General features: G+C 54.2%; 21 protein-coding genes. 8 read left to right on the forward strand and 13 right to left on the reverse strand.

Translation table 11 applies throughout. The features are described from left to right. Nucleotides 1-6 precede the first annotated feature (6 nt). Nucleotides 7-1,170, reverse strand: a complete 1,164-nt coding sequence (locus tag THS27_RS05660) for a mandelate racemase/muconate lactonizing enzyme family protein (RefSeq protein WP_085588705.1) — start codon at nucleotides 1,168-1,170, stop codon at nucleotides 7-9. A gap of 116 nt (nucleotides 1,171-1,286) precedes the next feature. Here THS27_RS05660 and THS27_RS05665 point away from each other — a divergent pair, with 116 nt between their 5' ends. Then, nucleotides 1,287-2,180 carry a LysR substrate-binding domain-containing protein gene (locus THS27_RS05665; protein ID WP_085588707.1) on the forward strand — a complete coding sequence of 298 codons (894 nt, stop codon included), beginning with the start codon at nucleotides 1,287-1,289 and terminating at the stop codon, nucleotides 2,178-2,180. A gap of 115 nt (nucleotides 2,181-2,295) precedes the next feature. Here the strand turns inward: THS27_RS05665 and THS27_RS05670 are convergent, their stop codons facing one another. Genes THS27_RS05670 through THS27_RS05690 form a run of 5 tightly spaced genes read right to left on the reverse strand, consistent with a single transcriptional unit; the run spans nucleotide 2,296 to nucleotide 8,959 of the window. After that, nucleotides 2,296-3,372, reverse strand: a complete 1,077-nt coding sequence (locus THS27_RS05670) for a tartrate dehydrogenase (protein ID WP_085588709.1) — start codon at nucleotides 3,370-3,372, stop codon at nucleotides 2,296-2,298. A gap of 48 nt (nucleotides 3,373-3,420) precedes the next feature. Beyond that, on the reverse strand, nucleotides 3,421-4,758 hold the full coding sequence (locus tag THS27_RS05675; RefSeq protein WP_085588711.1) for a glycerate kinase: 1,338 nt from the start codon (nucleotides 4,756-4,758) through the stop codon (nucleotides 3,421-3,423). Nucleotides 4,759-4,814: 56 nt separating this feature from the next. Further along, nucleotides 4,815-5,891: a tartrate dehydrogenase gene (locus tag THS27_RS05680; RefSeq protein WP_085588713.1), complete on the reverse strand. Its 1,077-nt coding sequence runs from the start codon at nucleotides 5,889-5,891 to the stop codon at nucleotides 4,815-4,817. Between the two features lie 50 nt (nucleotides 5,892-5,941). Beyond that, complete coding sequence (locus THS27_RS05685; RefSeq protein WP_085588715.1) at nucleotides 5,942-7,978, reverse strand: tripartite tricarboxylate transporter permease; 2,037 nt, start codon at nucleotides 7,976-7,978, stop codon at nucleotides 5,942-5,944. 33 nt (nucleotides 7,979-8,011) lie between these two features. Further along, entirely contained in the window at nucleotides 8,012-8,959 is a 948-nt protein-coding gene (locus THS27_RS05690; RefSeq protein WP_085588717.1) for a tripartite tricarboxylate transporter substrate binding protein, read from the reverse strand. A gap of 260 nt (nucleotides 8,960-9,219) precedes the next feature. Between THS27_RS05690 and THS27_RS05700 the strand changes: the two genes are divergently transcribed. Further along, nucleotides 9,220-10,134: a LysR family transcriptional regulator gene (locus THS27_RS05700; protein WP_085588721.1), complete on the forward strand. Its 915-nt coding sequence runs from the start codon at nucleotides 9,220-9,222 to the stop codon at nucleotides 10,132-10,134. 53 nt (nucleotides 10,135-10,187) lie between these two features. Here THS27_RS05700 and THS27_RS05705 read toward each other — a convergent pair whose 3' ends face one another. The 4 genes from THS27_RS05705 to THS27_RS05720 all read right to left on the reverse strand — a co-directional run bounded on the left by THS27_RS05705 (nucleotide 10,188) and on the right by THS27_RS05720 (nucleotide 15,262). After that, the gene (locus THS27_RS05705; protein ID WP_085588723.1) at nucleotides 10,188-12,932 is read right to left on the reverse strand and encodes a sensor histidine kinase; all 2,745 of its coding nucleotides are present in this window, start codon (nucleotides 12,930-12,932) and stop codon (nucleotides 10,188-10,190) included. A gap of 3 nt (nucleotides 12,933-12,935) precedes the next feature. Continuing rightward, on the reverse strand, nucleotides 12,936-13,160 hold the full coding sequence (locus THS27_RS05710) for a hypothetical protein (RefSeq protein WP_085588725.1): 225 nt from the start codon (nucleotides 13,158-13,160) through the stop codon (nucleotides 12,936-12,938). Between the two features lie 25 nt (nucleotides 13,161-13,185). Then, nucleotides 13,186-13,578: a response regulator transcription factor gene (locus THS27_RS05715; RefSeq protein WP_246832853.1), complete on the reverse strand. Its 393-nt coding sequence runs from the start codon at nucleotides 13,576-13,578 to the stop codon at nucleotides 13,186-13,188. 121 nt (nucleotides 13,579-13,699) lie between these two features. Beyond that, entirely contained in the window at nucleotides 13,700-15,262 is a 1,563-nt protein-coding gene (locus THS27_RS05720; RefSeq protein WP_085588727.1) for an XRE family transcriptional regulator, read from the reverse strand. A gap of 205 nt (nucleotides 15,263-15,467) precedes the next feature. Between THS27_RS05720 and THS27_RS05725 the strand changes: the two genes are divergently transcribed. From THS27_RS05725 to THS27_RS05745, 5 genes are all read left to right on the forward strand, one after another. Further along, nucleotides 15,468-16,832, forward strand: a complete 1,365-nt coding sequence (locus tag THS27_RS05725; RefSeq protein WP_139835483.1) for an ABC transporter substrate-binding protein — start codon at nucleotides 15,468-15,470, stop codon at nucleotides 16,830-16,832. A gap of 114 nt (nucleotides 16,833-16,946) precedes the next feature. Further along, the gene (locus tag THS27_RS05730; protein ID WP_085588729.1) at nucleotides 16,947-17,963 is read left to right on the forward strand and encodes a branched-chain amino acid ABC transporter permease; all 1,017 of its coding nucleotides are present in this window, start codon (nucleotides 16,947-16,949) and stop codon (nucleotides 17,961-17,963) included. Nucleotide 17,964: 1 nt separating this feature from the next. Next, nucleotides 17,965-19,131, forward strand: coding sequence for a branched-chain amino acid ABC transporter permease (locus THS27_RS05735; protein WP_085588731.1), 1,167 nt, complete (start codon nucleotides 17,965-17,967; stop codon nucleotides 19,129-19,131). A 3-nt stretch (nucleotides 19,132-19,134) separates the two neighbouring features. Next, a complete protein-coding gene (locus tag THS27_RS05740; RefSeq protein ID WP_085588733.1) occupies nucleotides 19,135-19,896 on the forward strand; it encodes an ABC transporter ATP-binding protein in 762 nt (253 codons plus the stop codon). Further along, nucleotides 19,893-20,648: an ABC transporter ATP-binding protein gene (locus tag THS27_RS05745; RefSeq protein ID WP_085588735.1), complete on the forward strand. Its 756-nt coding sequence runs from the start codon at nucleotides 19,893-19,895 to the stop codon at nucleotides 20,646-20,648. The genes THS27_RS05740 and THS27_RS05745 overlap by 4 nt, the downstream gene beginning before the upstream one ends. Nucleotides 20,649-20,831: 183 nt before the next feature. On the opposite strand, the gene THS27_RS26865 is transcribed toward THS27_RS05745, so the two are convergent. Continuing rightward, nucleotides 20,832-21,089: a DUF1127 domain-containing protein gene (locus THS27_RS26865; protein WP_168184830.1), complete on the reverse strand. Its 258-nt coding sequence runs from the start codon at nucleotides 21,087-21,089 to the stop codon at nucleotides 20,832-20,834. Between the two features lie 206 nt (nucleotides 21,090-21,295). Between THS27_RS26865 and THS27_RS05755 the strand changes: the two genes are divergently transcribed. Continuing rightward, the gene (locus tag THS27_RS05755) at nucleotides 21,296-21,733 is read left to right on the forward strand and encodes an Lrp/AsnC family transcriptional regulator (RefSeq protein ID WP_085588738.1); all 438 of its coding nucleotides are present in this window, start codon (nucleotides 21,296-21,298) and stop codon (nucleotides 21,731-21,733) included. A gap of 117 nt (nucleotides 21,734-21,850) precedes the next feature. On the opposite strand, the gene THS27_RS05760 is transcribed toward THS27_RS05755, so the two are convergent. After that, the gene (locus tag THS27_RS05760) at nucleotides 21,851-22,390 is read right to left on the reverse strand and encodes a cytochrome b/b6 domain-containing protein (protein ID WP_085588740.1); all 540 of its coding nucleotides are present in this window, start codon (nucleotides 22,388-22,390) and stop codon (nucleotides 21,851-21,853) included. Nucleotides 22,391-22,392: 2 nt separating this feature from the next. Beyond that, nucleotides 22,393-22,671 carry a PepSY domain-containing protein gene (locus THS27_RS05765; RefSeq protein ID WP_085588742.1) on the reverse strand — a complete coding sequence of 93 codons (279 nt, stop codon included), beginning with the start codon at nucleotides 22,669-22,671 and terminating at the stop codon, nucleotides 22,393-22,395. Nucleotides 22,672-22,810 lie beyond the last annotated feature (139 nt).

The raw sequence follows: 22,810 nt of genomic DNA on the forward strand, positions 1-22,810 counted from the left end.
GTGGGTCTATTCGGCCAGATCGCGCATGACTGAAATCAGGTCGGATTTTCCTTCAAACCCGATGCCGGGTAGCTCAGGCATCGTGATGTGCCCGTTTTCGACTTTTACGCTATCGGGAAAACCGCCATAGGGCTGAAACAGGTCGGGGTAGCTTTCATTACCACCAAGGCCAAGGCCGGCAGCGATGTTAAGCGACATTTGATGCCCGCCATGTGGAATGCAGCGTTTGGGCGACCAGCCGGCCTGTTTGATCACGTCCAGGGTGCGCAGATATTCCACCAGCCCATAGGAAAGGGCGCAGTCAAACTGCAACCAGTCGCGGTCCGGGCGCATACCCCCGTGACGGAGCAAATTGCGCGCATCCTGATGGGAAAACAGGTTTTCACCGGTTGCCATGGCACCGGGGTAAAATTCGGCCATTGCCGCCTGAAGCTGATAATCGAGCGGATCGCCAATTTCCTCGTACCAGAATAGTGGATATTGCCGCAGCATTTTGGCATAGGCGATACCGGTTTCGAGGTTAAATCGACCATTGGCATCGACCGCCAATTGGGCTTCAGGCCCGATTTCTTCCAAAACGGCTTCGATCCGGCGTTTGTCCTCATCAATATCGGCGCCACCGATTTTCATTTTAACAACATTGTAGCCGCGATTAAGATAGCCGCGCATTTCAGTGCGAAGGGCCCCCAGATCCTTGCCAGGATAATAATAACCACCCGCGGCATAAACAAACACGCGCGGATCGGCTTTTACGCCGTTTTGTTCTGCCAGCAGGCGAAACAGGGGTTTGTCGGCAATTTTGGCCACCGCATCCCACACCGCCATGTCGATGGTGCCCACCGCAACGGAACGTTCGCCATGCCCGCCCGGCTTTTCGTTTTGCATCATCACCGCCCAGATTTTGTGCGGATCAAGGTTGTCACCGGCATCAGTGATCAGGCTATTGGTATCTGCCTGCAAAATGCGATCACGAAACCGTTCGCGGATCAATCCGCCCTGCCCATAACGGCCATTGGAATTAAAACCATAGCCGACAACGCGGCGACCATTGCGTTCCACATCGGTCACAACAGCAACCAGACTGGCCGTCATTTTGGAAAAATCGATATAGGCATTACGGATGGGCGACGCAATCGGTTTGGTGATTTCAACGACATCAAGAATACGCATAACAAATAGACCTGTTTTGGCGGTTAATCCTGTTTGATGGGGCAATCTTAGGCCTTGCACCTGTGGCCCGGCTAATGCCAATCTGGTGTTTGGTTATACAAAAATGGCATTACCAAATGGAACTGCGCTGGTTTGAAGATTATATCGCGCTGGCCGAAAGCCTGAACTTTTCCCGGGCTGCACAGGCGCGCAATATTACCCAGCCCGCCTTTAGCCGCCGGATACGTGCGCTTGAAAACTGGGTTGGTACGCCGTTGTTTGTGCGCACCACCCACGATGTTGCGTTAACCCCGGCCGGGCAGCATTTTCGCCAGCAGGCAGAATCCTTAACCCGGTCAATTTTGCAATTGCGCCGGGAAACCTGCGAGGTGGCCGAGCAAAAACAGGCCATTATCGGTTTCGCCGCCACCCACGCCCTGTCCTTTACTTTTTTTCCAGGCTGGATGCAGGAAATGGGGCGGCTAATGCCATTGGGGACGCTTAACCTGATATCGGACAGTATGCAGGCCTGTGAACAGGTGATGCAGCGCGGCGACGCGCAATTTTTGCTGGCCCATTTTCACAGTCAGATGCAAAGCAACCTGCCCGCCGGGCAGTTTAAAAGTGTAGTGATAGGTACGGATCGCTTAATACCCTTTTGCGCGCGGGAATTTGACCAGAAATCGGCAATTTCAAAGGGGGATGTCCCGTGGCTGGCCTATCGTCGGGAATCGGGCCTGGGGCGCATTATGCGGGCCAGCTGGGCCGAAACGGCACCGTCCTTTACCTTGCGGGAAAGTTTTACATCCCATTTGGCGGCCACTTTGCAATCCATGGCGCGGTCCGGGGCCGGGGTGGCGTGGCTGCCCGAAACGGTCGCACAAAGCGATGTTAGCACGGGGCAACTGGTGCCCTTTGGCGCGGAGGATTTGATTATTCCCATTGAAATCCGGCTGTTTCGCCCGGCCAGCCGCCAAAGCCCGATGATCGAGGCTTTTTGGCAGTTGGTGACAAAAGAGGGCAGTTCCTGAAATGCTGCAGGTATTGGCGTTTGCAGTTTGACCATGCCCGGCCCGGCGCACAGCAGAATACCATCTGCGATGTGACCGGGCCGGGATGTTCTATGCCTTGCCGGTTTGGCCGGGATTATGCCGAAACTGCATCGGCAATGGCTTTGCCACATGTGACGGTGTCGGCCTTGCCGCCAAGATCGCGGGTGCGCAGATTTTCATCGACCAGCACACTTTCAATCGCCCGCAAAATGGCGTCGTGGGCGTCGGAATACCCCAGATGATCCAGCATCATCGCCCCGGCCCAAATCTGACCAATCGGGTTGGCAATGCCTTGCCCGGCAATATCAGGCGCCGATCCATGGACCGGCTCGAACAGGGAGGGGAATTTACCTTCGGGGTTGATATTGCCCGAGGGCGCAATGCCGATGGTGCCGGTACAGGCCGGGCCAAGGTCGGACAGGATATCGCCAAACAGGTTAGAGGCAACAACCACGTCGAACCGGTCCGGGTTCAGCACAAAATGGGCGGTTAGAATGTCGATATGGTATTTATCCCAGGTGATATCGGGATAATTTTTCGCCATTTCGACAACGCGTTCATCCCAGTAGGGCATGGTAATGGCAATGCCGTTGGATTTGGTTGCCGATGTCAGGCGTTTGCGCGGGCGTTTTTGCGCCAGATCGAACGCGTATTTCAAAATACGGTCAACACCGGTACGGGTCATGACCGTTTCCTGCATTACCACTTCGCGCTCGGTGTCGGGGAACATTTTGCCGCCAACGGATGAATATTCGCCCTCGGTATTTTCGCGCACCACATAAAAATCAATATCGCCGGGTTTACGGCCTGCCAGCGGAGAAGGCACACCGGGCATCAACCGCGCCGGGCGCAGGCTGACATATTGGTCAAAATCGCGGCGAAACTTAATGAGTGATCCCCACAATGAAATGTGGTCCGGCACGGTGGCTGGCCAGCCAACGGCACCGTAAAAAATGGCATCATGGTTGCCAACCTGGTCTTTCCAGTCGTCGGGCATCATCTGGCCGTGTTTGGCGTAATAGTCGCAGCTGGAAAAATCGAAATCATCAAAATGAAGGCCGATATTAAAGGCCTTTGCCGTGGCCTTTAATACGCGCACGCCTTCCGGGGCGACTTCCTTGCCAATCCCGTCGCCGGGGATGACTGCGATTTTATGGGTTTTGCTCGGCATGGTGGTTTTTCCTGCATCGTTTTATCGGGTTGACGGGGTATAGGGTGATTATAGCGTTGTTGGGTCTGTAACCAGAATGGCGCGAAAGTCATTCACATTGGTAAGTGTCGGGCCGGTAATAATTTGGTCGCCCAGTGTTTCAAAAAAGCCGTGGCCGTTATTGTCGGCCAGCTGGTCCTTGATATTGATGTTTTTCTGTCGGGCACGGGCGATGGTGTCGGGTGTGATCATGGCACCGGCAATTTCTTCGATGCCGTCAATGCCGTCGGTGTCGCCCGCAATGGCATAAATGCCGGGTTGCCCGTTAAGGGTGTTTGCCAGTGCCATTAAAAATTCCACATTGCGCCCGCCGCGCCCTTTCCCCCGGATGGTGACGGTTGTTTCACCCCCGGATAACAGGATGCACGGGGCTTGAAAAGGCTGGCCGTATTTTTGTATTTGCCGCGCCATCCCTGCCATCACACGGGCCACATCGCGGGCTTCACCTTCGATGCTGTCACCCAGAATATGGGCCGTAATGCCCTGATCGGCACATATTTTTGCCGCTGCTTCCAGCGCCATTTGCGGGGTGGCGACCATATGGCAGGTGACATTGTGCAAACGGGCATCACCGGGTTTGATGGTTTCACCACCGCCACTGCGCAATACGCTTAAAACCGACGGGGCAGCATTAATATTATAGTGCTGCAAAATTGCCAGTGCGTCATTGCAGGTGGTGGGGTCGGCGGTGGCCGGGCCGGATGCGATATCGAGAAAATTATCGCCGGGCACATCGGATATGGCATACATCATGACTGTTGCCGGATGGCAAAGGGCGGCCAGTTTGCCACCTTTGACCTGCGATATATGCCGCCTTACACAATTCATTTCGGAAATACTGGCACCCGATTTTAATAAATCGCGGTTCAAGGCCTGCTTGTCATCCAGGGTAATCGGTGCAATCGGGTTTACCAGCAAGGCTGATCCGCCGCCCGATATCAGGCAAATAACAAGGTCATCGGCAGACAGGTTTTGCACAGCATTGCAAATTTCGCGGGTGGCGGTAAGTCCGGCATCATCGGGCACCGGATGCGATGCCGACATAACGCGAATTTTACGGGTCGGAACTTCGTGGCCATAGCGCGTTACAACCACGCCGGACAAATCGGTTTGGTCGCCCCAATGTTGTTCAAGCGCGCTTGCCATTGCTGCAGCGGCCTTGCCTGCCCCAATGACAATGATTTTGCCATTTACGGGGGGTATTGGCAGGTGCGGGGGCAGGCAAAATACCGGGTCGGCTGCCTTGATGGCTGTTCGAAACAAAACGTCCAGAAAGTGACGAATCTCATCGGGGGATGATAGGTCATAACCTGTTGTTTTTTCAGAAAAGTCAAAAGGCGGTGTCATCGATATTCTGCCTGCGGTTTTGGCGGATTTCAGGTGCGGAGCCAGCTTGGATGCGGTTAACTGTTATCGCCCATGATGGCGGCAATAACCGCGTCGGTCACCTCGCGCGTGGTGGCCTTGCCGCCCAGGTCGGGGCTGTGCAAATCGGGGTTGGCGGTAACGCGTTCAACTGCACGCATCAGCCGGTCAGCAGCCGCCTGTTCGCCCAGATGTTCCAGCATCATCACCGCGCTCCAGAATGTGGCGACGGGGTTTGCAATGCCCTTGCCGGTAATATCAAATGCCGATCCATGAATGGGTTCAAACATCGACGGAAACTTGCGTTCCGGGTTCAGGTTGGCGGTGGGGGCAATGCCAAGCGACCCGGCCAATGCCGCGGCCAGATCAGATAAAATATCGGCATGCAGGTTGGTGGCAACGATGGTGTCAAGCGTGTCGGGTTTTAAGGTCATGCGCATGGTCATGGCATCGACCAGCATTTTATCGCATTCGACATCGGGGTAATCGCGGGCCACTTCGGCGGCGATTTCGTCCCACATCACCATGCCGTTGCGCTGTGCATTGGATTTGGTCACCACGGTCAGTTTCTTGCGCGGGCGCGATTGCGCCAGATCGAAGGCAAATTTCATAATGCGGGTGACACCGGCGCGGGTAAAAATCGACACTTCGGTCGCGACTTCCTCGGGCAGGCCAACGTGTGAGCGCCCACCCTGACCGGCATATTCGCCTTCGGAATTTTCACGCACGATCACCCAGTCCAGGTCGCCCTGTTTGACATTGCGAAGCGGGCTTTGAATGCCTGGCAAGATCCGGGTCGGGCGGACATTGGCATACTGGTCAAACGGCTGACAAATCGCCAGGCGCAGGCCCCATAATGTGACATGGTCGGGCACATCGGGCGCGCCGACAGCCCCAAAATAAATCGCATCGTGACCGGCAATCTGGTCGCGGCCATTGGCGGGCATCATGATGCCGTGTTGTTTGTAGTAATCCGACCCCCAATCGAAATGGTCGAACGATACGCCAAACTTGCCATCGCGCTTGGCCAGAGTGGTTAAAACCTCGATCCCGGCCGCAATAACCTCTTTGCCGATCCCGTCGCCGGGGATGGCAGCGATACGATAATTCTTCATATTCAGTCTCTTGTGTTTGCTGTGTTTCGGTTTTTACGGTCTGCTGGTGCCTAGAACAAAATTCCCTGTGGCATACGGATCAGCAGGATTTCAGCCATCAGGAAATACATTGCACTGACAATGATGCCTCCTGATAGCAGGTGAAGGATGATGGATCTGGCCGGCAGGCCGTCATAGTTGGAGATCGCGATAAGCGCGAAAAACGCAAGGATGCCGGCAGCGAGAAACCCGATTAACGGAATGGCCGCAATCCAGATACCCATGGCAACGACAAGGCCAATGCGACGTGGTGTGGATTCGGTATTGCTGGCAGGATCAGACGTTTTAGGGCCACTTTTGCGCAAAATATTGATGCCGACAAAAAGGATGGCAAAAACAAGCAATACCGAGGCAATGGTGGTGGGAAAAACCGACCCCATTGGTGTCATGGCCGGTGTTTGGCCGAGCGCCCAGGCACAGATTACGATCAGTATCAGGGCAATAACGGTACCGGGCATATCGCGCGGCTGGCTGAGCAAGCCGGTTTTCGGAATGGTGGCCGATGCTTTTGCATCACCCATGATATCCATCTCGGGGTTTTCTGCGGCCTGTTTTGCAAGGTCTCGGTTTTTCTTGTGATGTGCGTAAAATGGAAACAGCAGGGTAAAGGCGGCAAGGGCGATGATACCAACGCTGATCGGGCGGGCAAAGAACATGCCCGGAATGTCGCCGCGTGCATTGCCGATCAGATAGGATTGTACAAAGCCCTGTTCGGCGATCTGGCCCAGAACAAGCCCCAAAACGATGGGGGACGGGGCAAAACCGCAGCGGTTCAAAATCCATCCGGCAATGCCCAGCCCAAACATCATTTGCACATCATGGATGTTGCTGTGAATGGCAAAGCTGCCAATGATGGTCAGGAAGGCAATGGTCGGCACCAGCATGGTTTTGGGAATGGATGCGATGGACTTATAAGCATAGCGTCCAATCAGCAAACCGGCCGGCAACATCAAAATCGTTGCAATCAGAAGCCCGAAAATGAAGGTGTAAACAATTTCGCCCTGCTGGGTGAAAAGCGTTGGCCCGATTTTGATGCCCTGAACCAGAAGGGCGCCAAGGATAATGGCATCGGGTGGCGTACCGGGAATACCCAAAACCAAAGTCGGAATAAAGCCGCCGCCAACGGTGGCGTTATTGGCTGTTTCAGTGGCGATAACGCCGTCGGGTGCGCCTTTGCCAAACCGTTCGGGATGTTTGGAAGAACGGCGCGCCTCGGAATAGGAAACCAGCCCGGCCACCGACCCGCCCGCACCGGGCAGAACGCCAATGACGGTACCTAAAACTGCGCTGCGGATAACATTAAATTTGCTGTGCCAGGCAATGCCAAAGGCTTCGGCCAGGCGGATGCCACGATTACCGGCTTCAACCTTTAAATGCGGGTCACGGGTGGCAACCAGATCAATCAGAACCGGGATGCAGTAAAGGCCGATCAAGGCGGAAACAATATCAAAGCCGCCCAGCAGGATCTGACTGTTCATGGTAAAGCGCAGATCGCCGCCAACAACGGCAACCCCGACCATGGCCAGCATCAGGCCCAGGCAGCCGCCCATAAGGCCCTTTAGGGTATTGCCAACCGACAGGGCGGAAATAAGCGTAAGGCCGAACATGGCCAGCCAGAAATATTCGGGCGGGCCAAAGGCCAGCGCGATTTTGGCCAGCGGTGGCGATAACAGCAGCAGAAACACACCCCCGACAAGACCGCCAAAGACAGAAGATAGCGTTGCCAGTGTTACTGCGAGGCTGCCATCGCCACGTTTGGCCATCGGGAACCCGTCAAAGGTTGTGGCAATTGCCGACGGGGTGCCTGGTGTATTGACCAGAATGGCGGCAAAGGCACCGCCATAAATGGCACCGGTATAGATTGCCCCCAGGGCAATCAGGCCGGTGGCAGGATCCATGGTAAATGTAAACGGGACCAGAACGGCCACCGCCATGGTGGCAGATAAACCCGGCAATGCGCCAATGACAGTGCCCAGAATAACGCCCCCTAGCGCCATAAGAATATTGAGCGGCGTTAGCGCGCTTAACAAATAGCCAAGCAATTCCATGGTGGTAATCCTCCCTGATCCCGTTTCTTGTTTTTAGCGGTTAGCGATGCCGAGCTTTTCGCCAATTGCGCGGTATTCTTTTTTCTTTTGCGCAACAAAATCAGCCATTTTGCTATAGGGAACGTCGGTCAGAACAAAACCGGCATCTTCCATCTTTTTGATGAATTCCGGGTTTTTGTTAATTTCGCTGATAATATCGGAAAGTTTTTTACGGATATCTTCCGGGGTGGATTTGGGCACCGCAACACCACGATACGCCCCGCCAACCAAGTCGAACCCCAGTTCCTTGAAGGTCGGAACATCGGGGAATGCCTTCACCCGTTCTTCGGACGCAACAGCCAGCATCCGCATGCCATCGCCGTTATTCACACCGGATGTGACATAGTTAAAACCAGCGGTAACCTGGCTGCCCAAAATGGCGGTAACTGCCGGGCCGGTGCCGCTAAACGGAATGTAGGTGGTGGTAATGCCGGCAAGTTCGTCAAACTGGGTTTGGCCGATCTGGTTGGCAGAATTGGAACCCGAACCACTGAAGGTGACAACACCGGGGTTGGCCTTGGCATAGTCGATCAGCTGTTGCAGGTTTTGAAATTCGCTGTCTTTGGGCACGAACAGGGCGTTCGGTGTGTAGTGAAAATAGTTCACAGCCACCAGATCGTCGGTTTCATAGCCGACATCTTTTTCCATCGGCTGCAAAACCGTATGCGGCAGGTTGATCCCCATCAGGGTGTAGCCATCATCCTCCATGGAATTAAGTTGTGACCAGGCCTGGGCGCCGCCGGCACCGGCCATATACTGGATCACCATTTGCTGGCCGGTAATTTTTTCAAAATAGGGTTGTTGAAAACGTGCCGACACATCGGATTCACCGCCAGCATTGAACGGTAAAATCAGGTTAACCGTTTTTTCCGGGTATTCGGCAAAGGCCGGGCCTGAAATCAGGGTCGCGGCAAAGGCTGCTGCTAACGCAAGCTTACGCATTGGTATTCCTCCCGTATGTTAACATCCACACGACCTGTCATTATTGACAGCATCGGTGCCGAAACCGGGCAAGGCATTGTTATTATTGGCGATACCCGGTTGTCGGATTTGTCGTCAGCCCGTTTCACATACCGCACAATCCGGTCGGTAGGACGCCGGCGGGGGCTTTTAAACTGCAAAGCGGACAATCGAAGTGTAGATTTATTATTCGTTTAGTATAATTTCTGAATTTGCATTTCATTATGTCGTCAGGGTTAATAATGTCGTCGGACAGTGATTTGGGTTTTTTCGTGTTGCTGGCGCGCAAGGGCAATTTGTCGGCCGCAGCACTTGAGCTGAACCTGTCGCCACCCGCCGTGAGCAAACGGCTGGCAAAACTGGAAGACCGGCTGGGGGTGCGGTTAATGAACCGCACGACGCGCCGTATCAGCCTGACCAGCGAAGGCGAGGCTTATTTTCAAAGCGCGATTAAAATCATGCGCGACATCGAGGAGTTGGAGCAGCGCGTGGCAACCGCACGCGAAAACCCCAAGGGCCTGTTGCGCGTGAATGCGACCTTTGGTTTCGGGCGTGAGTATCTTGCCCCGGTCGTTTCGGAATTTTCGCATCTTTATCCCGAAGTCGAGGTGCAACTGGTGTTAAGTGACGCACCGATCAATCTGGTCGAGGAGGGGTTTGATATTGGCATCTGGTTTGGCGGCTTGCCCAATTCACGGCTGCGCGCCCGCAAATTGCAGGATAACCGGCGTTTTTTATGTGCTGCACCATCCTATCTGGCACGGCATGGAACGCCGCGCACCCTGGCCGATTTGAACGAACATAACTGCATTATCCTGCGCCAGGATAATGCCAGTTATGACCTGTGGCGCCTGCAGCGCGGCCAATATTCCGAAACCGTGCGTGTGCATGGCACGCTTAGCAGTAACGATGGTGAAATTGCCCTGAAATGGGTGCTTGATGGGCATGGCATTATGTTGCGATCCGAATGGGATATTGCCCGCCATGTGGATGCCAGCCGTTTGCGGCTGGTCTTGCCGCAATATGCGCAGGTTGATGCCGATATTTATGCCGTTTACCCGGAAAAGCACAATGTATCCGCCAAGGTTCGTATTTTTATCGATTATTTGCACAGGGAATTACAGGCCGCCCAAACGGGGAAAAAGGATTTATCCTAGAAGCTGCAAGTCGTTGTTTTATGTCGGATTACATGTTTTGGGCGAACAGGCTGTTACTGCGCTGCATTGGCACCGGGCTGTGCTACGGGGATAAAGATGTGGAAGGTAGCACCTTGTCCCGGTTTGCTTTCCACCCAAATTCGGCCATGGCAATGCTCGATCACGTGTTTTGAAATGGCAAGGCCTAAACCGGAGCCCGACGGGCGTGGTTTGTCGCCGGGATATTTGCCGCCCCGGGCAAATTTGTTAAAAATCAGTTGGGCTTCGTCACTGGCAATACCGGCACCGTTATCGGAAATGGAAACAAGGTATCCGTCTTTATGTGTGGCCCCGCGCACAAAGACTTCGGGTTTTTCCGGGTTGGCAAACTTTGCCGCGTTGGACAACAGGTTGATAAAAACCTGTGTTAACCGGTCACGATCAACAAACAGATGGACAGTATCCCCGCCAATATCGACCCGTAATTTGGCGTTGCGGCTGTTAAACAAACCTTCAAGGGCATCTATCGTTTCACGCAAAACGGCTTTTGGGTCGACATCGCGGGGTTGCCAGTCTGAATGGCCGGCTTCAAGGCGGGCCAGGTCCAGGTGGTCGTCAATCAGGCGGGTTAAACGTTCACTTTCGCGGACAATAACGTTTAAAAACCGTTCGGTACGTTCGGCTTCCAGTTCGGGGGTATCGACCAGAATTTCAGAAAAAGACCGGATCGAGGTAAGCGGGGTGCGAAATTCGTGGCTGACCATGGTTAAAAATTCGTCCTTCAGGCGATCAAGTTCCTGAAGGCGGTCATTGGCGGCCCGCAATTCGGCAGCGGCGCGTTCCAGTTCGCGCGATTTTTGTTCAAGTCGCTGGGAATGCTCGATCACGTGCGAGGTTTCTTCGAGAATTTCCAGCACTTCATCCAGGCTGACCATTTCGCCCTTGGCAACAGATGATACCATCACCCGTGCCGATGCCGCCCCGATGGAGCCTGCCAGCAACCGTTCGCTAAAGGCGATCATATCGGCGTTGGCTTCGCCTTTGCCCCGCCAGGCGGTATGGCGCGATGTGCCATAATCGCGAAAGGCATGAAAGGCGCGTTCGCGGCCCAAAAACCGTTCGACCAGTTCGTAAAGGTCATCAATGGTTGCCGAAGACCGCCAGATCACGGTTTCGCCGCCCTTGCGCGAAAAGGCATCGACAAACAGGGTCGCCTGTATGCGTTCCAGCCCGCCTTGACTGGTAAACAGGCTAACCACAATAAAACACCCGGCATTGAGCGCGATTGACCAGATCAAAGCGTGGGTCAGCGGGGCAAAATGATCCAGGCCAAACAGGGCTTCGGGCCTTAGCCACGGGTGACCAAAGGCCCCTTCGGTAATCAGTTTAGGGTCGATCCAGCCGGAATCGGCAAAGGATGGCAGTAAAAGCGTATAGGCCCAAATGGCAAACCCGGCGACCAGCCCGGTAAGCGCGCCGGTTTTGGTGCCGCCTTTCCAAAACAGCCCGCCCACCATAATGGGAACGAATTGGGCGGTGGCGGCAAAGGATATCAGGCCGATTTCGGCCAAGGCATCACCCGCCCCGGCAGATCGGTAATAGATATAACCCATAAAGACCACCAGCACGATCGATGCCCGGCGGATGAACAATAATAGTCCGGTTAAATCGCCCCGTTCGGTAAGGCGCAGCCAGCGCAAACGCAGCAAGGCAGGAATGACCAGATCGTTACACACCATGGTTGAAAGGGCGATGGCGGCCACAATAACCATGCTGGTACTGGCCGATAACCCGCCGACATAGGCAATCAGGGCCAAAAATGATTGCCCCTGTGACAGGGGGACGGATAACACAAAAAAGTCCGGGTCGGCCCAGTCGGGAAGCACACCCATACCGGCCAGCGCAATAGGCAAAACAAACAGGTTCATCAGCAGCAAATAGGCCGGAAAAGCCCAGGATGCGGTGGCAAGGTGGCGTTCATCAACGTTTTCGACCACGATCACCTGAAATTGCCGTGGCAGGGTTAACACTGCCGCCATTGACAGGGCTATTAAGGTAAACCAGCGTGTGCCGCTTTCGGGTTGCAGTTTTAAAAGGCCTGCCGTCCGTGGGGTCAGGGCTGCCTGATGAAACAAATCGCCCAGCCCGGAAAACATGAAAAAACACACAAATATGCCCACGGACAGCAAGGCAAACAGTTTGACCAGGCTTTCAAAGGCAATGGCAGCAACCATGCCTTCGTGGTGTTCGTCGGCATCAATAAAGCGGGTGCCAAACAAAATGCCAAACAGGGCCAGGCCGGTAGCGGCCCAAAACCCGCTATCGGCAAAAATATGCGATGTGGAAACAAATGGCTGCGATACCGAACTTCCCCACACGGTCAGCACGGTGTAGCTGGTCGCAACGGCTTTTAATTGCAGGGCAATATAGGGGGTGGTGCCAATAACGGCGATCAATGTCACCAGAACCGAAAGCTGCGTACTTTTGCCATAACGCGATGAAATGAAATCGGCGATAGAGGTGATGCGGTGTGCCTTGGAAATGCGCAGCATTTTACGCAGTAAAAACCACCAGCCCAGAAATATTACGGTCGGCCCCAGATAAATGGTCAGATATTCCAGCCCGTTACGGGCGGCGGACCCGACCGCGCCATAAAAGGTCCAGCTGGTGCAATAAACGGCAATCGACAGGGTATAGACCGTGGGGTTGCGCACCCACGACCGCCCGGCGCGCGCCCGTTTGTCGCCCCACCATGCAATCGTATAAAGCAGGCCGACATAAATCAGCGAAACGGCAATCACGACTTCGGAAGACAGCATTGGTTATATGTCCTCCGCCGGTTGCGCGCTTTGGCGCAATTTGCGTGTAATCCAGGCGCACAGGGCAATGAAAAAAGCCCAGCCGGCAAAGAAATAAACAAACAGCACCGGCAGGCCAAAAAGGGTGCCATCCAGCGAAAAAATGCCCACCAGCGGCGGCACCCATGCCAAAAAGGCAGTCAGGGCCAGCACAAGGGCACGTTCGGTCAGTTTTGCCGGTGGGGTCATGGCGGGTGCTGCCTTTGTTTACCGCTTAGCTGTGCGGGTTGGGGGCACGGCCCAGCAATGCCTTGACGCGGGCAACCACGTCGCGGGTGGAAAACGGTTTGGTCACAAAATCATCCACACCCAGTTCCAGCCCCTTGCGCCGGTCTATTTCGCGGGTGCGTGCGGTTAGCATCATGATGGGAATATGTTTTGTGGTGGTATTTTCGCGAACGGATCTGGCAACGTCGAACCCGTCCCGTCCTGGCATCATCACATCTAGCAAAATCATGTCGGGGATATCCCGGCTGATGATGTCGATGGCACTTTGGCCGTTGGTGGCGATGCTAACGGTGAAGCCTTCCTTTTCCATCAGAAAGGCCAGGGATTCGACAATTGTTTCCTCGTCCTCCGCGATCAGGACCGTTGGTTTGTCGGTCACGACGTTCTCCCCGATTTTGGTTTTTTATAAAATGGACCTTAACGTGTTCCGGTCTTTTATTTTATTCGACTTTAGGGTGTGACACTGTTGCCACGAAATCCAGTTTAATTTTGTGTGCGGCTTATGCCACCGGGGCGGCCGGGGCATGGGCGCGTTGCAAACAATCCACCCGCGGGCATTGCCGACAACTGATGCCAACGGGCACGGCGGCGTGGGCATCGTCCATTGGTACCCCGTCAGCATAGACAATATCGCGGGCAAAGGCCGTATCGCAGCCGATCATGACCGAATGCACCGATTGCGGTACCCGGTAACCGCCATTGCCCGTGCGCACGGCCCGGGCGACAAACAAATACTGGCTGGCATCGGGCAATTGCACCAGTTGCGGCACCACCCGTTCCGGCGTTAAATAGGCCTCGTGAACGGCCCATCTGGGGCAGGCACCGCCATACCGTGGTAATTGTAACCCCGAGGCGGAAAACCGTTTCGATATATTACCAGCGATATCGGTACGCAGGAAGTGAAACGGTATGCCTTCCTCGCCGGGGCGGCGCAAGGTTGTAAGGCGATGGCAGATTTGCTCCCAACTGCCGGCAAAGCGTTGTTGCAGCATTTCGATATCATGGCGCAGTTCACGGGCTTCGGTACGGAAATTGTCATAGGGAAACAAAATTGCCGCTGCCAGATAGGAAATCAGGGCCTGTTTGGCCCGGTTTCGCGCCGCATCGCTCGTCAGGCGCGATGTGCTTAAAATGCTTTCCACGGCGTCGCTGCCTTCAAGGTGGCAAACCGCCCGTGCCGCCAAAAACCGGGCCGACGTGATGGGCAACGCACGCGAAAACTGTAATCGTTTGTGCGCTTCATCCCATACATGGCCGTTTGCGGGTAATTCTTCGGGGCGTAAACGTTCGACCGTGACCTTGTGGCGCGATTGCAAATGATTGATCAGGTCGGTCAGGAACAAGCCGCCAGACCGGTCAATTCCCGCACGCAATGTTTCGGCGCAATCTTCAAGTGCCGGGAAATGGTTGGCGTTGTCATATAAAAGATCGTCCACTTCCTCGGACGGGTTGGCGGCGGGCCTGCCTGCGGCACCGCGTTCAAGAAAACTGAAAATTTCGGTGGCAGATTCGGCCAGCCGTTCGGATTCACGCACCAGTGTCGCATTGAACCGGGTGCGCTGGGCCGGTGGCAGGTCGTCGTAATGGTCGAAAATTTCGGCAACGGTACGGATTGAGGTAATGCGTGTCAGGATCGAATGGCTGGCTTCTGTCAAATACGGATCATGGCTTAACCGTTCCGACATCATGTCAACATCGTCCAGTGCGCTGCGATAGGCGCGGTACAGGGCCAAAAGTGCATTGACCATGCCTGGCCCTGCGGAAACCACATTTGAAAATTCGCTGCGATCAAGTGGTGTATCGCCAAAAACCGGGTCTGCGGCAAGCTCGCTCAGGTCGGCCAGAACGCGATTTTCTTCCGACCCTGAAAGGGTAGACGGATGAATTTGCAGGGCTTCTGCCAAACGTAGCAGCAAGGCGCCACCAATCGCGCGCCGGTTATGTTCGATCAGATTTAAATAGGACGCCGAAATACCTGCGGCGCTGGCAAGGGCGGTTTGCGTCATGGATATGTCTTTGCGGCGTCCGCGAATACGGTGACCAATCGGGGCTTGCCGCGCCATGTGCATTCCTTATTTTTGACAAAATTTACAAATTTTCACAACCGTTATCCATATTTTTACAAAAAAAATGTTCTTTATCAACCTGTTGTTGATTTATTTTCTAGTCGTCCCCATTGTCTTGTCAGGTCGCATAACAAAACACCCAACACAATCCCGGCCTTTTGCATTTCACTGAAACGCATCCCAGCAATTGGGGAGGAACCCTATGTCCGAGAATAAGATCATCCGTAATGTATCGCGCCGTACCGTCTTAAAAGGGTCGGCTTTAACAACGGGTGCTGCAATTATTGGTGCAACCGCACCGATGCACTTCATTCGTAATGCCTATGCCGCTGATTCATTTCGTGGCGATCCCGGCAGCAACAAAAGCATCGTTCTTGGTTTTAACGTGCCCCAGACCGGCCCCTATGCCGATGAAGGCGCTGATGAATTGCGTGCCTATAAACTGGCGGTCAAACACCTCAATGGTGAAGGCGACGGCGGTATGCTTAATACCATGAAGCCCAACAACCTGAAGGGTAACGGTATTTTGGGCAAAAAGGTCGAGTTTGTAACGGGCGACACCCAGACCAAGTCCGACGCTGCCCGTGCATCGGCCAAGCGCATGATTGAAAAAGACAATGTCGCGATGGTAACCGGTGGGTCGTCTTCAGGGGTTGCCGTTGCCGTACAGGGCCTGTGTCAGGAAATGGGCGTTATTTTCATGGCCGGCCTGACCCATTCCAACGACACCACCGGTAAGGACAAAAAGCGTTACGGCTTCCGCCATTTCTTTAACGCTTATATGTCCGGTCAGGCGCTGGCGCCGGTTTTGAAGGATGAATATGGCAGCGATCGCAAGGCCTATCATCTGACGGCCGATTACACCTGGGGCTGGACGCAGGAAGAATCGATCAAGGCGGCCACTGAAAATATTGGCTGGGAAACCGTCAATACTGTGCGTACGCCTGTGGGTGCGGGTGACTTCTCGCAATATATTACCCCGGTTCTTAATTCCGGTGCCGATGTCCTGATTCTGAACCATTACGGTAAGGACATGGTGAACTCGCTGACCCAGGCGGTTCAGTTTGGCCTGAAGGACAAAATGGTTAACGGCAAGAAGTTTGAAATTGTCGTGCCGCTTTATTCGCGTTTGATGGCGCAGGGTGCCGGTGATGCCGCTAAAGGCATTTTGGGAACCACCAACTGGCATTGGTCACTGACCGATGACGGGTCGCAGGCCTTTGTCAAATCCTTCGGTCAGGAATACGGCTTCCCGCCGTCACAGGCGGCCCACACCTGCTATGTCCAGACATTGCTGTATGCAAATGCCTGTGAAATGGCCGGTACTTTTGCGCCGTGGGAAGTGATCAAGCAGCTTGAAGGCTACGAATTTGACGGCATGGGCAATGGCCCGACGCTGTATCGTGCCGAAGATCATCAGTGCTTCAAGGATGTGCTGGTTGTGCGTGGTAAAGAAAAACCGCAAAGCAACTTTGACCTTCTTGAAGTGGTCAAGCATGTGCCGCGTGCCCAGGTGGAATATCCGGCCGATATGTTCGGCGGGGAACTTGGCCCGTACAAGGTCTGATTTTCGCTGCATTCCTTTGGTGCCGGGGCGTTCCCGGCACCATTGCCTTCCCTGAGGGGCCGGTTTCCCTGCGGCCCCGAAAATATCCTGTATAGTTTCGGCGGCGGATAGCTCATGGACGCGATTTTTCTGCAAATCCTGAACGGATTGGACAAGGGCGGGGCCTATGCCCTGATTGCCCTGGGTCTGACGCTGGTTTTCGGCACATTGGGTGTTGTCAACTTTGCCCACGGCGCGATCTTTATGGTCGGCGCATTTTGTGCTGTGACGATGGAAAAAATCCTGACCCTTTCGGTCAAGGTCAAGGACCCGTCAGTTACGTTTTTCGATGCCTATAAGGAAACCCCTTATCTGGAACTTTGGTTTGGCAATACCGGGTCGGCGATTATCGACTGGGTGGTGCCGATTTCCATTGTCGTTTCCATCCCGGTAATGCTGGGACTGGGTATTCTTATGGAACGCAGCCTAATCCGTTATTTTTACAAGCGCTCCCACGCAGAACAGATTCTGGTGACATTTGGCCTGGCGATTGTGTTGCAGGAACTGGTGAAAACCTTTTTCGGGGCAAACCCCATTCCGGTCAGTGCGCCCGATATCGTGGCCGGGTCCGCCGCGATTGGCAGCTGGATCGGCCTTGGCGATGCGGTGGTTTATCCGTGGTGGCGGCTGATCTATTTGCTGTTTTCTGTGGTTATTATTTCGGCGGTGTTCTCGTTTCTTAACTTTACCACCTACGGCATGGTGGTGCGTGCCGGCATGGCAGACCGCGAAACGGTTGAATTGCTGGGCATCGATATTGAACGCCGCTTTACCATTGTGTTTGGTCTGGCCGCGGTTGTCGCGGGCCTGGCCGGGGTGATGTATACGCCGGTTCTACCGCCCGATTACCATCAGGGCATGGATTTCCTTGTGCTGTCGTTTGTGGTTGTGGTCGTTGGCGGTATGGGGTCGTTGCGCGGGGCGGTTGCCGCCGGGTTCCTGCTGGGGATTTTGCAGTCCTTTTCCTCGATGACCGAGGTTAAATCGATCATTCCGGGCATTGACCAGATTATTATTTACCTTGTCGCCGTGATTATCCTGCTGACCCGTCCGCGTGGACTGATGGGCCGCCGGGGCGTGATGGAGAACTGATATGTCAAACACGCAAATCGCTACCCCGCGGCAGGAACTGCTTTATATGGTTGTGCTGTCGGCGGTGGTGCTGACCATGCCGTTGTGGTTGCAGCCCTTCGGGGCGGCTTACCCCGACCTGATGCAAAAATTCATGATCTTTGGCATCTTTGCCATTGGCTATAACATTCTGTTTGGTCTGACCGGCTATTTGTCCTTTGGTCACGCGGCTTTTCTGGGCGTCGGGTCTTATACGGCGGTCTGGTCGTTCAAGCTTTTATCGATGAATGTGGTTCCGGCGATTATCTTTGCGACATTGCTGGCAGGGCTGTTTGCCTGGCTGATCGGCTTTGTCTCGCTGCGCCGTTCGGGCATTTATTTTTCGATCCTGACGCTGGCCTTTGCCCAGATGTCCTATAACCTGGCCTATTCGGTACTGACACCCATTACCAATGGCGAAACCGGCCTGCAATTAAACCAGGCCGACCCCCGCGTGATTGACCGCATGGCCGGAATCGAAGCCACATCGGGCCTGCCAAACACCAATTTGTTTGGCTTGCAGGGCACGGGGTATAGCGGGTTTTACATTTGCGCGGTTATTCTGATCCTGGCGTTTTTTGTTTCTCTGCGAATCTTTCATTCGCCGTTTGGCATGAAGTTACGCGCAATTAAATCCAACCAGACCCGCATGTCCTATACCGGTTACAACACCCGGCCCTATTTGCTGACGGCCTTTATCATTTCGGGCATGTATGCCGGGCTGGCAGGCTCGCTTCTGGCGATGACCGACCCGTTGGCCGGGGCTGAACGGATGCAATGGACGGCATCGGGTGAGGTGGTGTTAATGACCATTTTCGGCGGGGCCGGTACGTTGATTGGTCCGCTTCTGGGCACCGGGATCATCAAGTATCTTGAAAACATCTTTTCGGCTTTCAACGATACCGTTTTGCACAACATGTTTTCGTTCTTGCCCGACTGGCTTAACAACATTCTTACCGCCATTATCAGCCCGTTTGTCGGGGAAGGCTGGCAGTTATTGCTGGGTATTGTCTTTATGCTGATTGTGATTTTCCTGCCCGGTGGCCTGATGGAAGGATATGGCAAAGTCAGCCGTATGATCCGCGAACGGGGTCAAAAAAACGTCGATGATGGATCGTCTGACAAACAACATTCCACCGGGGAGGTCTGATCAATGGGTAATGTCATTCTTGATGTCACCGACGTCAGCAAGTCTTTTGGTGGTTTGCAAGCGCTTAGCAACATTAATTTACGGATCGAGGAAGGCACGGTTCATGCCATTATCGGCCCGAACGGGGCCGGGAAATCGACCTTTTTAAACGTGATCGTCGGCCGGCTTGCGCCCAGTCGCGGGCGGGTGTTGCTAGGCGATCAGGTTTTGACCGGCAAGCAACCTCACGAAATTAATCAGCTGGGGGTGGCGCGGGTGTTTCAAACACCCGAAATTTTCCCGGATCTGACGCTTTTGCAAAACATCATGATCCCGGCCTTTGCCAAGCGCGACGGCCAGTTCAGTTTTGGCATTTTCAAAAGCCTGTTTGCCGAACGCGGCATTCGCGAGGAGGCCGAACATATCCTTGAAGATGTTGGCCTGATTGCGGATCGAAATAAAATTGCCGGGTCGATGTCGCGCGGGGATAAACGCCGCCTGGAACTTGCCATGTGCCTGATTCAGGATCCGAAGCTGTTTTTGCTTGATGAACCAACAGCGGGCATGTCGCGCCATGATACCAACAGCACAATCGAATTGCTGCAACGGATCAAGGAACGCGGCATGACCAAGATCATTATTGAACACGACATGCATGTGGTGTTCAGCCTGGCCGACCGCATCAGCGTTCTGGCCCAAGGGGCGATTATTGCCGAAGGCACGCCCGAAGAAGTGCGTAATGATCCCAAGGTTAAAGAAGCCTATCTCGGAGGAGAAACCCTATGAATGCACAGGTGCCAAAAACCAAGCCGGTTCCTGCACGCGGGTCGTCTCCGGCATTTTTCTCGGTATGGGATATTCACGCCTATTACGGCGAAAGCTATATCGTGCAGGGTGTCAGTTTTGATATCCGCGAAGGCGAAATTGTTGCCCTTTTAGGGCGCAACGGGGCGGGTAAAACATCCACCCTGCGTACCCTTGCGCGGATGTCCAACCCCGAACTGAAACATGGGGAAATCTGGCTGGACCATCAACCGCTTCATGAAATGAAATCGTGGCAGGCGGCGCGCATCGGCCTGCAACTGGTGCCCGAAGACCGCAGCATCATTCCTGGCCTGACGGTGGAGCAAAATCTGGAACTTGCCCAGATCGCCCCGCCACATGGCTGGAGCATCCAGCGTATTTACGAACTGTTTCCCCGCCTGGGTGAGCGGCGCTTGCAGGAAGCAATTACGCTTTCAGGGGGCGAGCAGCAGATGCTGGCGATTGGTCGCGCACTTGCGCGGGACATCAAGATTTTACTGCTTGATGAACCATACGAAGGCCTGGCCCCGGTGATTGTGCAGGAAATTGAAAAAACCCTGCAAAGTGTCAAGGAGCTGGGGATTACCACCATCATTGTTGAACAAAATGCCATTGCCGCCCTGAAACTGGCGGACCGGGCCATTATTATGGATGCCGGGCAGGTGGTGTTTGATGGCACTTCGCAAGAGGTGCTGGATGACCCTGATTTGCGTGATCAGTATTTGGCGATCTAGGCATCACCCGAAAAAAAATACCCGGTTTGGGGAGCCCGCAAACGCGGTAAGGGAGCAAGTGTCGGGGGACGCTTGCTCCTTTTTTTGTGTTGAGGTGTTCGTTAGTGATGCCGTGGCCGTGACGGGGTTTCTTACACCGGTGGCGCGGATGTTGTGTCATTGTGGCACCATAACGCGCTGGTTCTAGTATGGCATATGGTTGTGCCCGGTTTTGCAAACACGTTCGATTTCATCACGTGACAGGCCAATATCGTGCAGGATATGGGCCGGGGCGCGCTGTAACCATGCGATGTCGCGTGCGACCTTGCGCCGTTTCACCCATTGGCCAAGCAAAAAAAGAAGCCAGCCCTGAAGGGATACGGTGCCGCGCGCATCGACACCGGATGGCATGGTACGGTGAGTATCAAAGTGATGGGGTGTGGTTGGCATGTATCCAGACATGATGCTGGCTCCCAGTTTGCTAATGAAGGATCGGAACCATGTCCGAACCAGCATCATATTAGGATTTCGCAGGTGCGAAGAGGGCGCAAACCTGTGCTTTTTGCGCGGAAAATTCGCAAATTTCAGGAAAAAACGATTTCTTTTCGCGCCTGTCTTCGGCCATTGTTTGCCCGAGCAGGAAACACTGGTGCCGGGGGTATGCCATCGTGGCGGAGCTGGATAAATTTGATCGCCGATTGCTGGAATTGTTGCAGGAAAATGCCCGGTTAACAGGGAGTGAACTGGGCCGGCAGGTCGGGTTATCGTCGGCGGCATGTTTGCGCCGGGTGCAACGTTTGCGTGAAAGCGGCGTTATTGAGCGCGACATCGCCGTTGTCAATCCGCGTGTGTTTGGCAAACGCATGACCGTGGTGGTTTTAATTACCCTGAATAATGACCGGCCCGACCGGTATAATTTGTTGCGTGCCGAGTTGGAAAAAGCGCCGGAAATTGTGCAATGCGACCATGTGACGGGCGCGCATGATATTGTTTTGCGTGTGAAAGTCGCCGATATGGAAGACTATAGTGCCTTTGTCGATCGGGTTTTGGTCAAACCCTATATCAAGCGCTATGAAAGTCTCGCCGTGTTGGGGGCTATCAAGTAACACGCTGTTTGCCAAAGCGAACTTCGAGACGGATCAGCAGGGGCATAGAGTCAGACAAACCCGGCAGGCTGAACGATTACCTGCCGGGTTTGTCTGAGGGAATTTGGTTATCGGTGATTAGCGAATGTCGTTTTGGTGACCGATGCGTTTGCGGCCTGTAACCATTGCGCGCACCAGATTTTCGCGGTGGTGATAACTGGCAATGATAACCCCGGCCAAATGGCCAATGACCAGTGTTAGCAGGCAATTTGCCAGAAATTCATGGACATTCTGGACCCAGCGAACACCCCAATAGGCATCAGTGGTTTGCATCCAGCCGGTGGTGGCGACCAGCGCCATACAGGCCAGCAGGGCAATAATCATGGCTGCACCGGCCGGGTTATGCCCCAGATAGCGTTCAGCCTTGCCCCCGGGGATGGCGCGTAAATAATCCAGCGTTGTTTTGGGGCCGCGCACAAACTGGCTGAAACGGGCGTAATGCGGCCCGAACAGCCCCCAGAAAAGGCGAAAGCCAATCAGGGCGGCAGCTGTGTAACCGGCCCATTCATGCAGGTTTTTAATCACGTCGGCGGAAAGCCAGGCCACCGCAAAACATGTGACCAGGCTCCAGTGAAAAATACGAACCAGTGGGTCCCAGACTTTAACGGTGGCTGCCATGATCAACCCTCGTCTTTTTTGTCGATGGCGGTCAGCGTCGAGGGATCAAAGAATGTTTCAACACGCTTGCCATTTTCATCAAGCGCATAAACTTCGTAGCAGCCATCTTCGGTTTTGATCTGTTTGACCTTCCAGCCCTGGTTTTCCAGTTTGGTTTGCAAGGCGTCGGGTTTTTGCCACTGGTCCATGGGGGTGTTGCAGCTGATTTCGTCAGCAGACGCAACGGAGGGCAAAAAGCCGTAGGTTGACAGGGCAAGTACAGCGGCGAGGATTTTCAGCATTGCGGGGTTCCTTGAAAACAATGGTTTGTTGTGACAAGGGCAATCTGACGTTCCAAACTGACAGCAGGCTGAAACATCGGGTCGTGATGCTTCAGGTGGTTGTCAGCAACCCAGTTGTTTAGGGTCTGGACTCAATTGG

This window comes from Thalassospira sp. MCCC 1A01428 (assembly GCF_002115825.1).
Classification (GTDB): domain Bacteria; phylum Pseudomonadota; class Alphaproteobacteria; order Rhodospirillales; family Thalassospiraceae; genus Thalassospira.

Excerpts from the sequence above, each read along its gene's own strand:
- THS27_RS05660 (WP_085588705.1), bottom strand. The coding sequence starts at position 1,170 with ATGCGTATTCTTGATGTCGTTGAAATCACCAAACCGATTGCGTCGCCC.
- THS27_RS05665 (WP_085588707.1), top strand. The coding sequence starts at position 1,287 with ATGGAACTGCGCTGGTTTGAAGATTATATCGCGCTGGCCGAAAGCCTG.
- THS27_RS05670 (WP_085588709.1), bottom strand. The coding sequence starts at position 3,372 with ATGCCGAGCAAAACCCATAAAATCGCAGTCATCCCCGGCGACGGGATT.
- THS27_RS05675 (WP_085588711.1), bottom strand. The coding sequence starts at position 4,758 with ATGACACCGCCTTTTGACTTTTCTGAAAAAACAACAGGTTATGACCTA.
- THS27_RS05680 (WP_085588713.1), bottom strand. The coding sequence starts at position 5,891 with ATGAAGAATTATCGTATCGCTGCCATCCCCGGCGACGGGATCGGCAAA.
- THS27_RS05685 (WP_085588715.1), bottom strand. The coding sequence starts at position 7,978 with ATGGAATTGCTTGGCTATTTGTTAAGCGCGCTAACGCCGCTCAATATT.
- THS27_RS05690 (WP_085588717.1), bottom strand. The coding sequence starts at position 8,959 with ATGCGTAAGCTTGCGTTAGCAGCAGCCTTTGCCGCGACCCTGATTTCA.
- THS27_RS05700 (WP_085588721.1), top strand. The coding sequence starts at position 9,220 with ATGTCGTCGGACAGTGATTTGGGTTTTTTCGTGTTGCTGGCGCGCAAG.
- THS27_RS05705 (WP_085588723.1), bottom strand. The coding sequence starts at position 12,932 with ATGCTGTCTTCCGAAGTCGTGATTGCCGTTTCGCTGATTTATGTCGGC.
- THS27_RS05710 (WP_085588725.1), bottom strand. The coding sequence starts at position 13,160 with ATGACCCCACCGGCAAAACTGACCGAACGTGCCCTTGTGCTGGCCCTG.
- THS27_RS05720 (WP_085588727.1), bottom strand. The coding sequence starts at position 15,262 with ATGGCGCGGCAAGCCCCGATTGGTCACCGTATTCGCGGACGCCGCAAA.
- THS27_RS05725 (WP_139835483.1), top strand. The coding sequence starts at position 15,468 with ATGTCCGAGAATAAGATCATCCGTAATGTATCGCGCCGTACCGTCTTA.
- THS27_RS05730 (WP_085588729.1), top strand. The coding sequence starts at position 16,947 with ATGGACGCGATTTTTCTGCAAATCCTGAACGGATTGGACAAGGGCGGG.
- THS27_RS05735 (WP_085588731.1), top strand. The coding sequence starts at position 17,965 with ATGTCAAACACGCAAATCGCTACCCCGCGGCAGGAACTGCTTTATATG.
- THS27_RS05740 (WP_085588733.1), top strand. The coding sequence starts at position 19,135 with ATGGGTAATGTCATTCTTGATGTCACCGACGTCAGCAAGTCTTTTGGT.
- THS27_RS05745 (WP_085588735.1), top strand. The coding sequence starts at position 19,893 with ATGAATGCACAGGTGCCAAAAACCAAGCCGGTTCCTGCACGCGGGTCG.
- THS27_RS26865 (WP_168184830.1), bottom strand. The coding sequence starts at position 21,089 with ATGTCTGGATACATGCCAACCACACCCCATCACTTTGATACTCACCGT.
- THS27_RS05760 (WP_085588740.1), bottom strand. The coding sequence starts at position 22,390 with ATGGCAGCCACCGTTAAAGTCTGGGACCCACTGGTTCGTATTTTTCAC.
- THS27_RS05765 (WP_085588742.1), bottom strand. The coding sequence starts at position 22,671 with ATGCTGAAAATCCTCGCCGCTGTACTTGCCCTGTCAACCTACGGCTTT.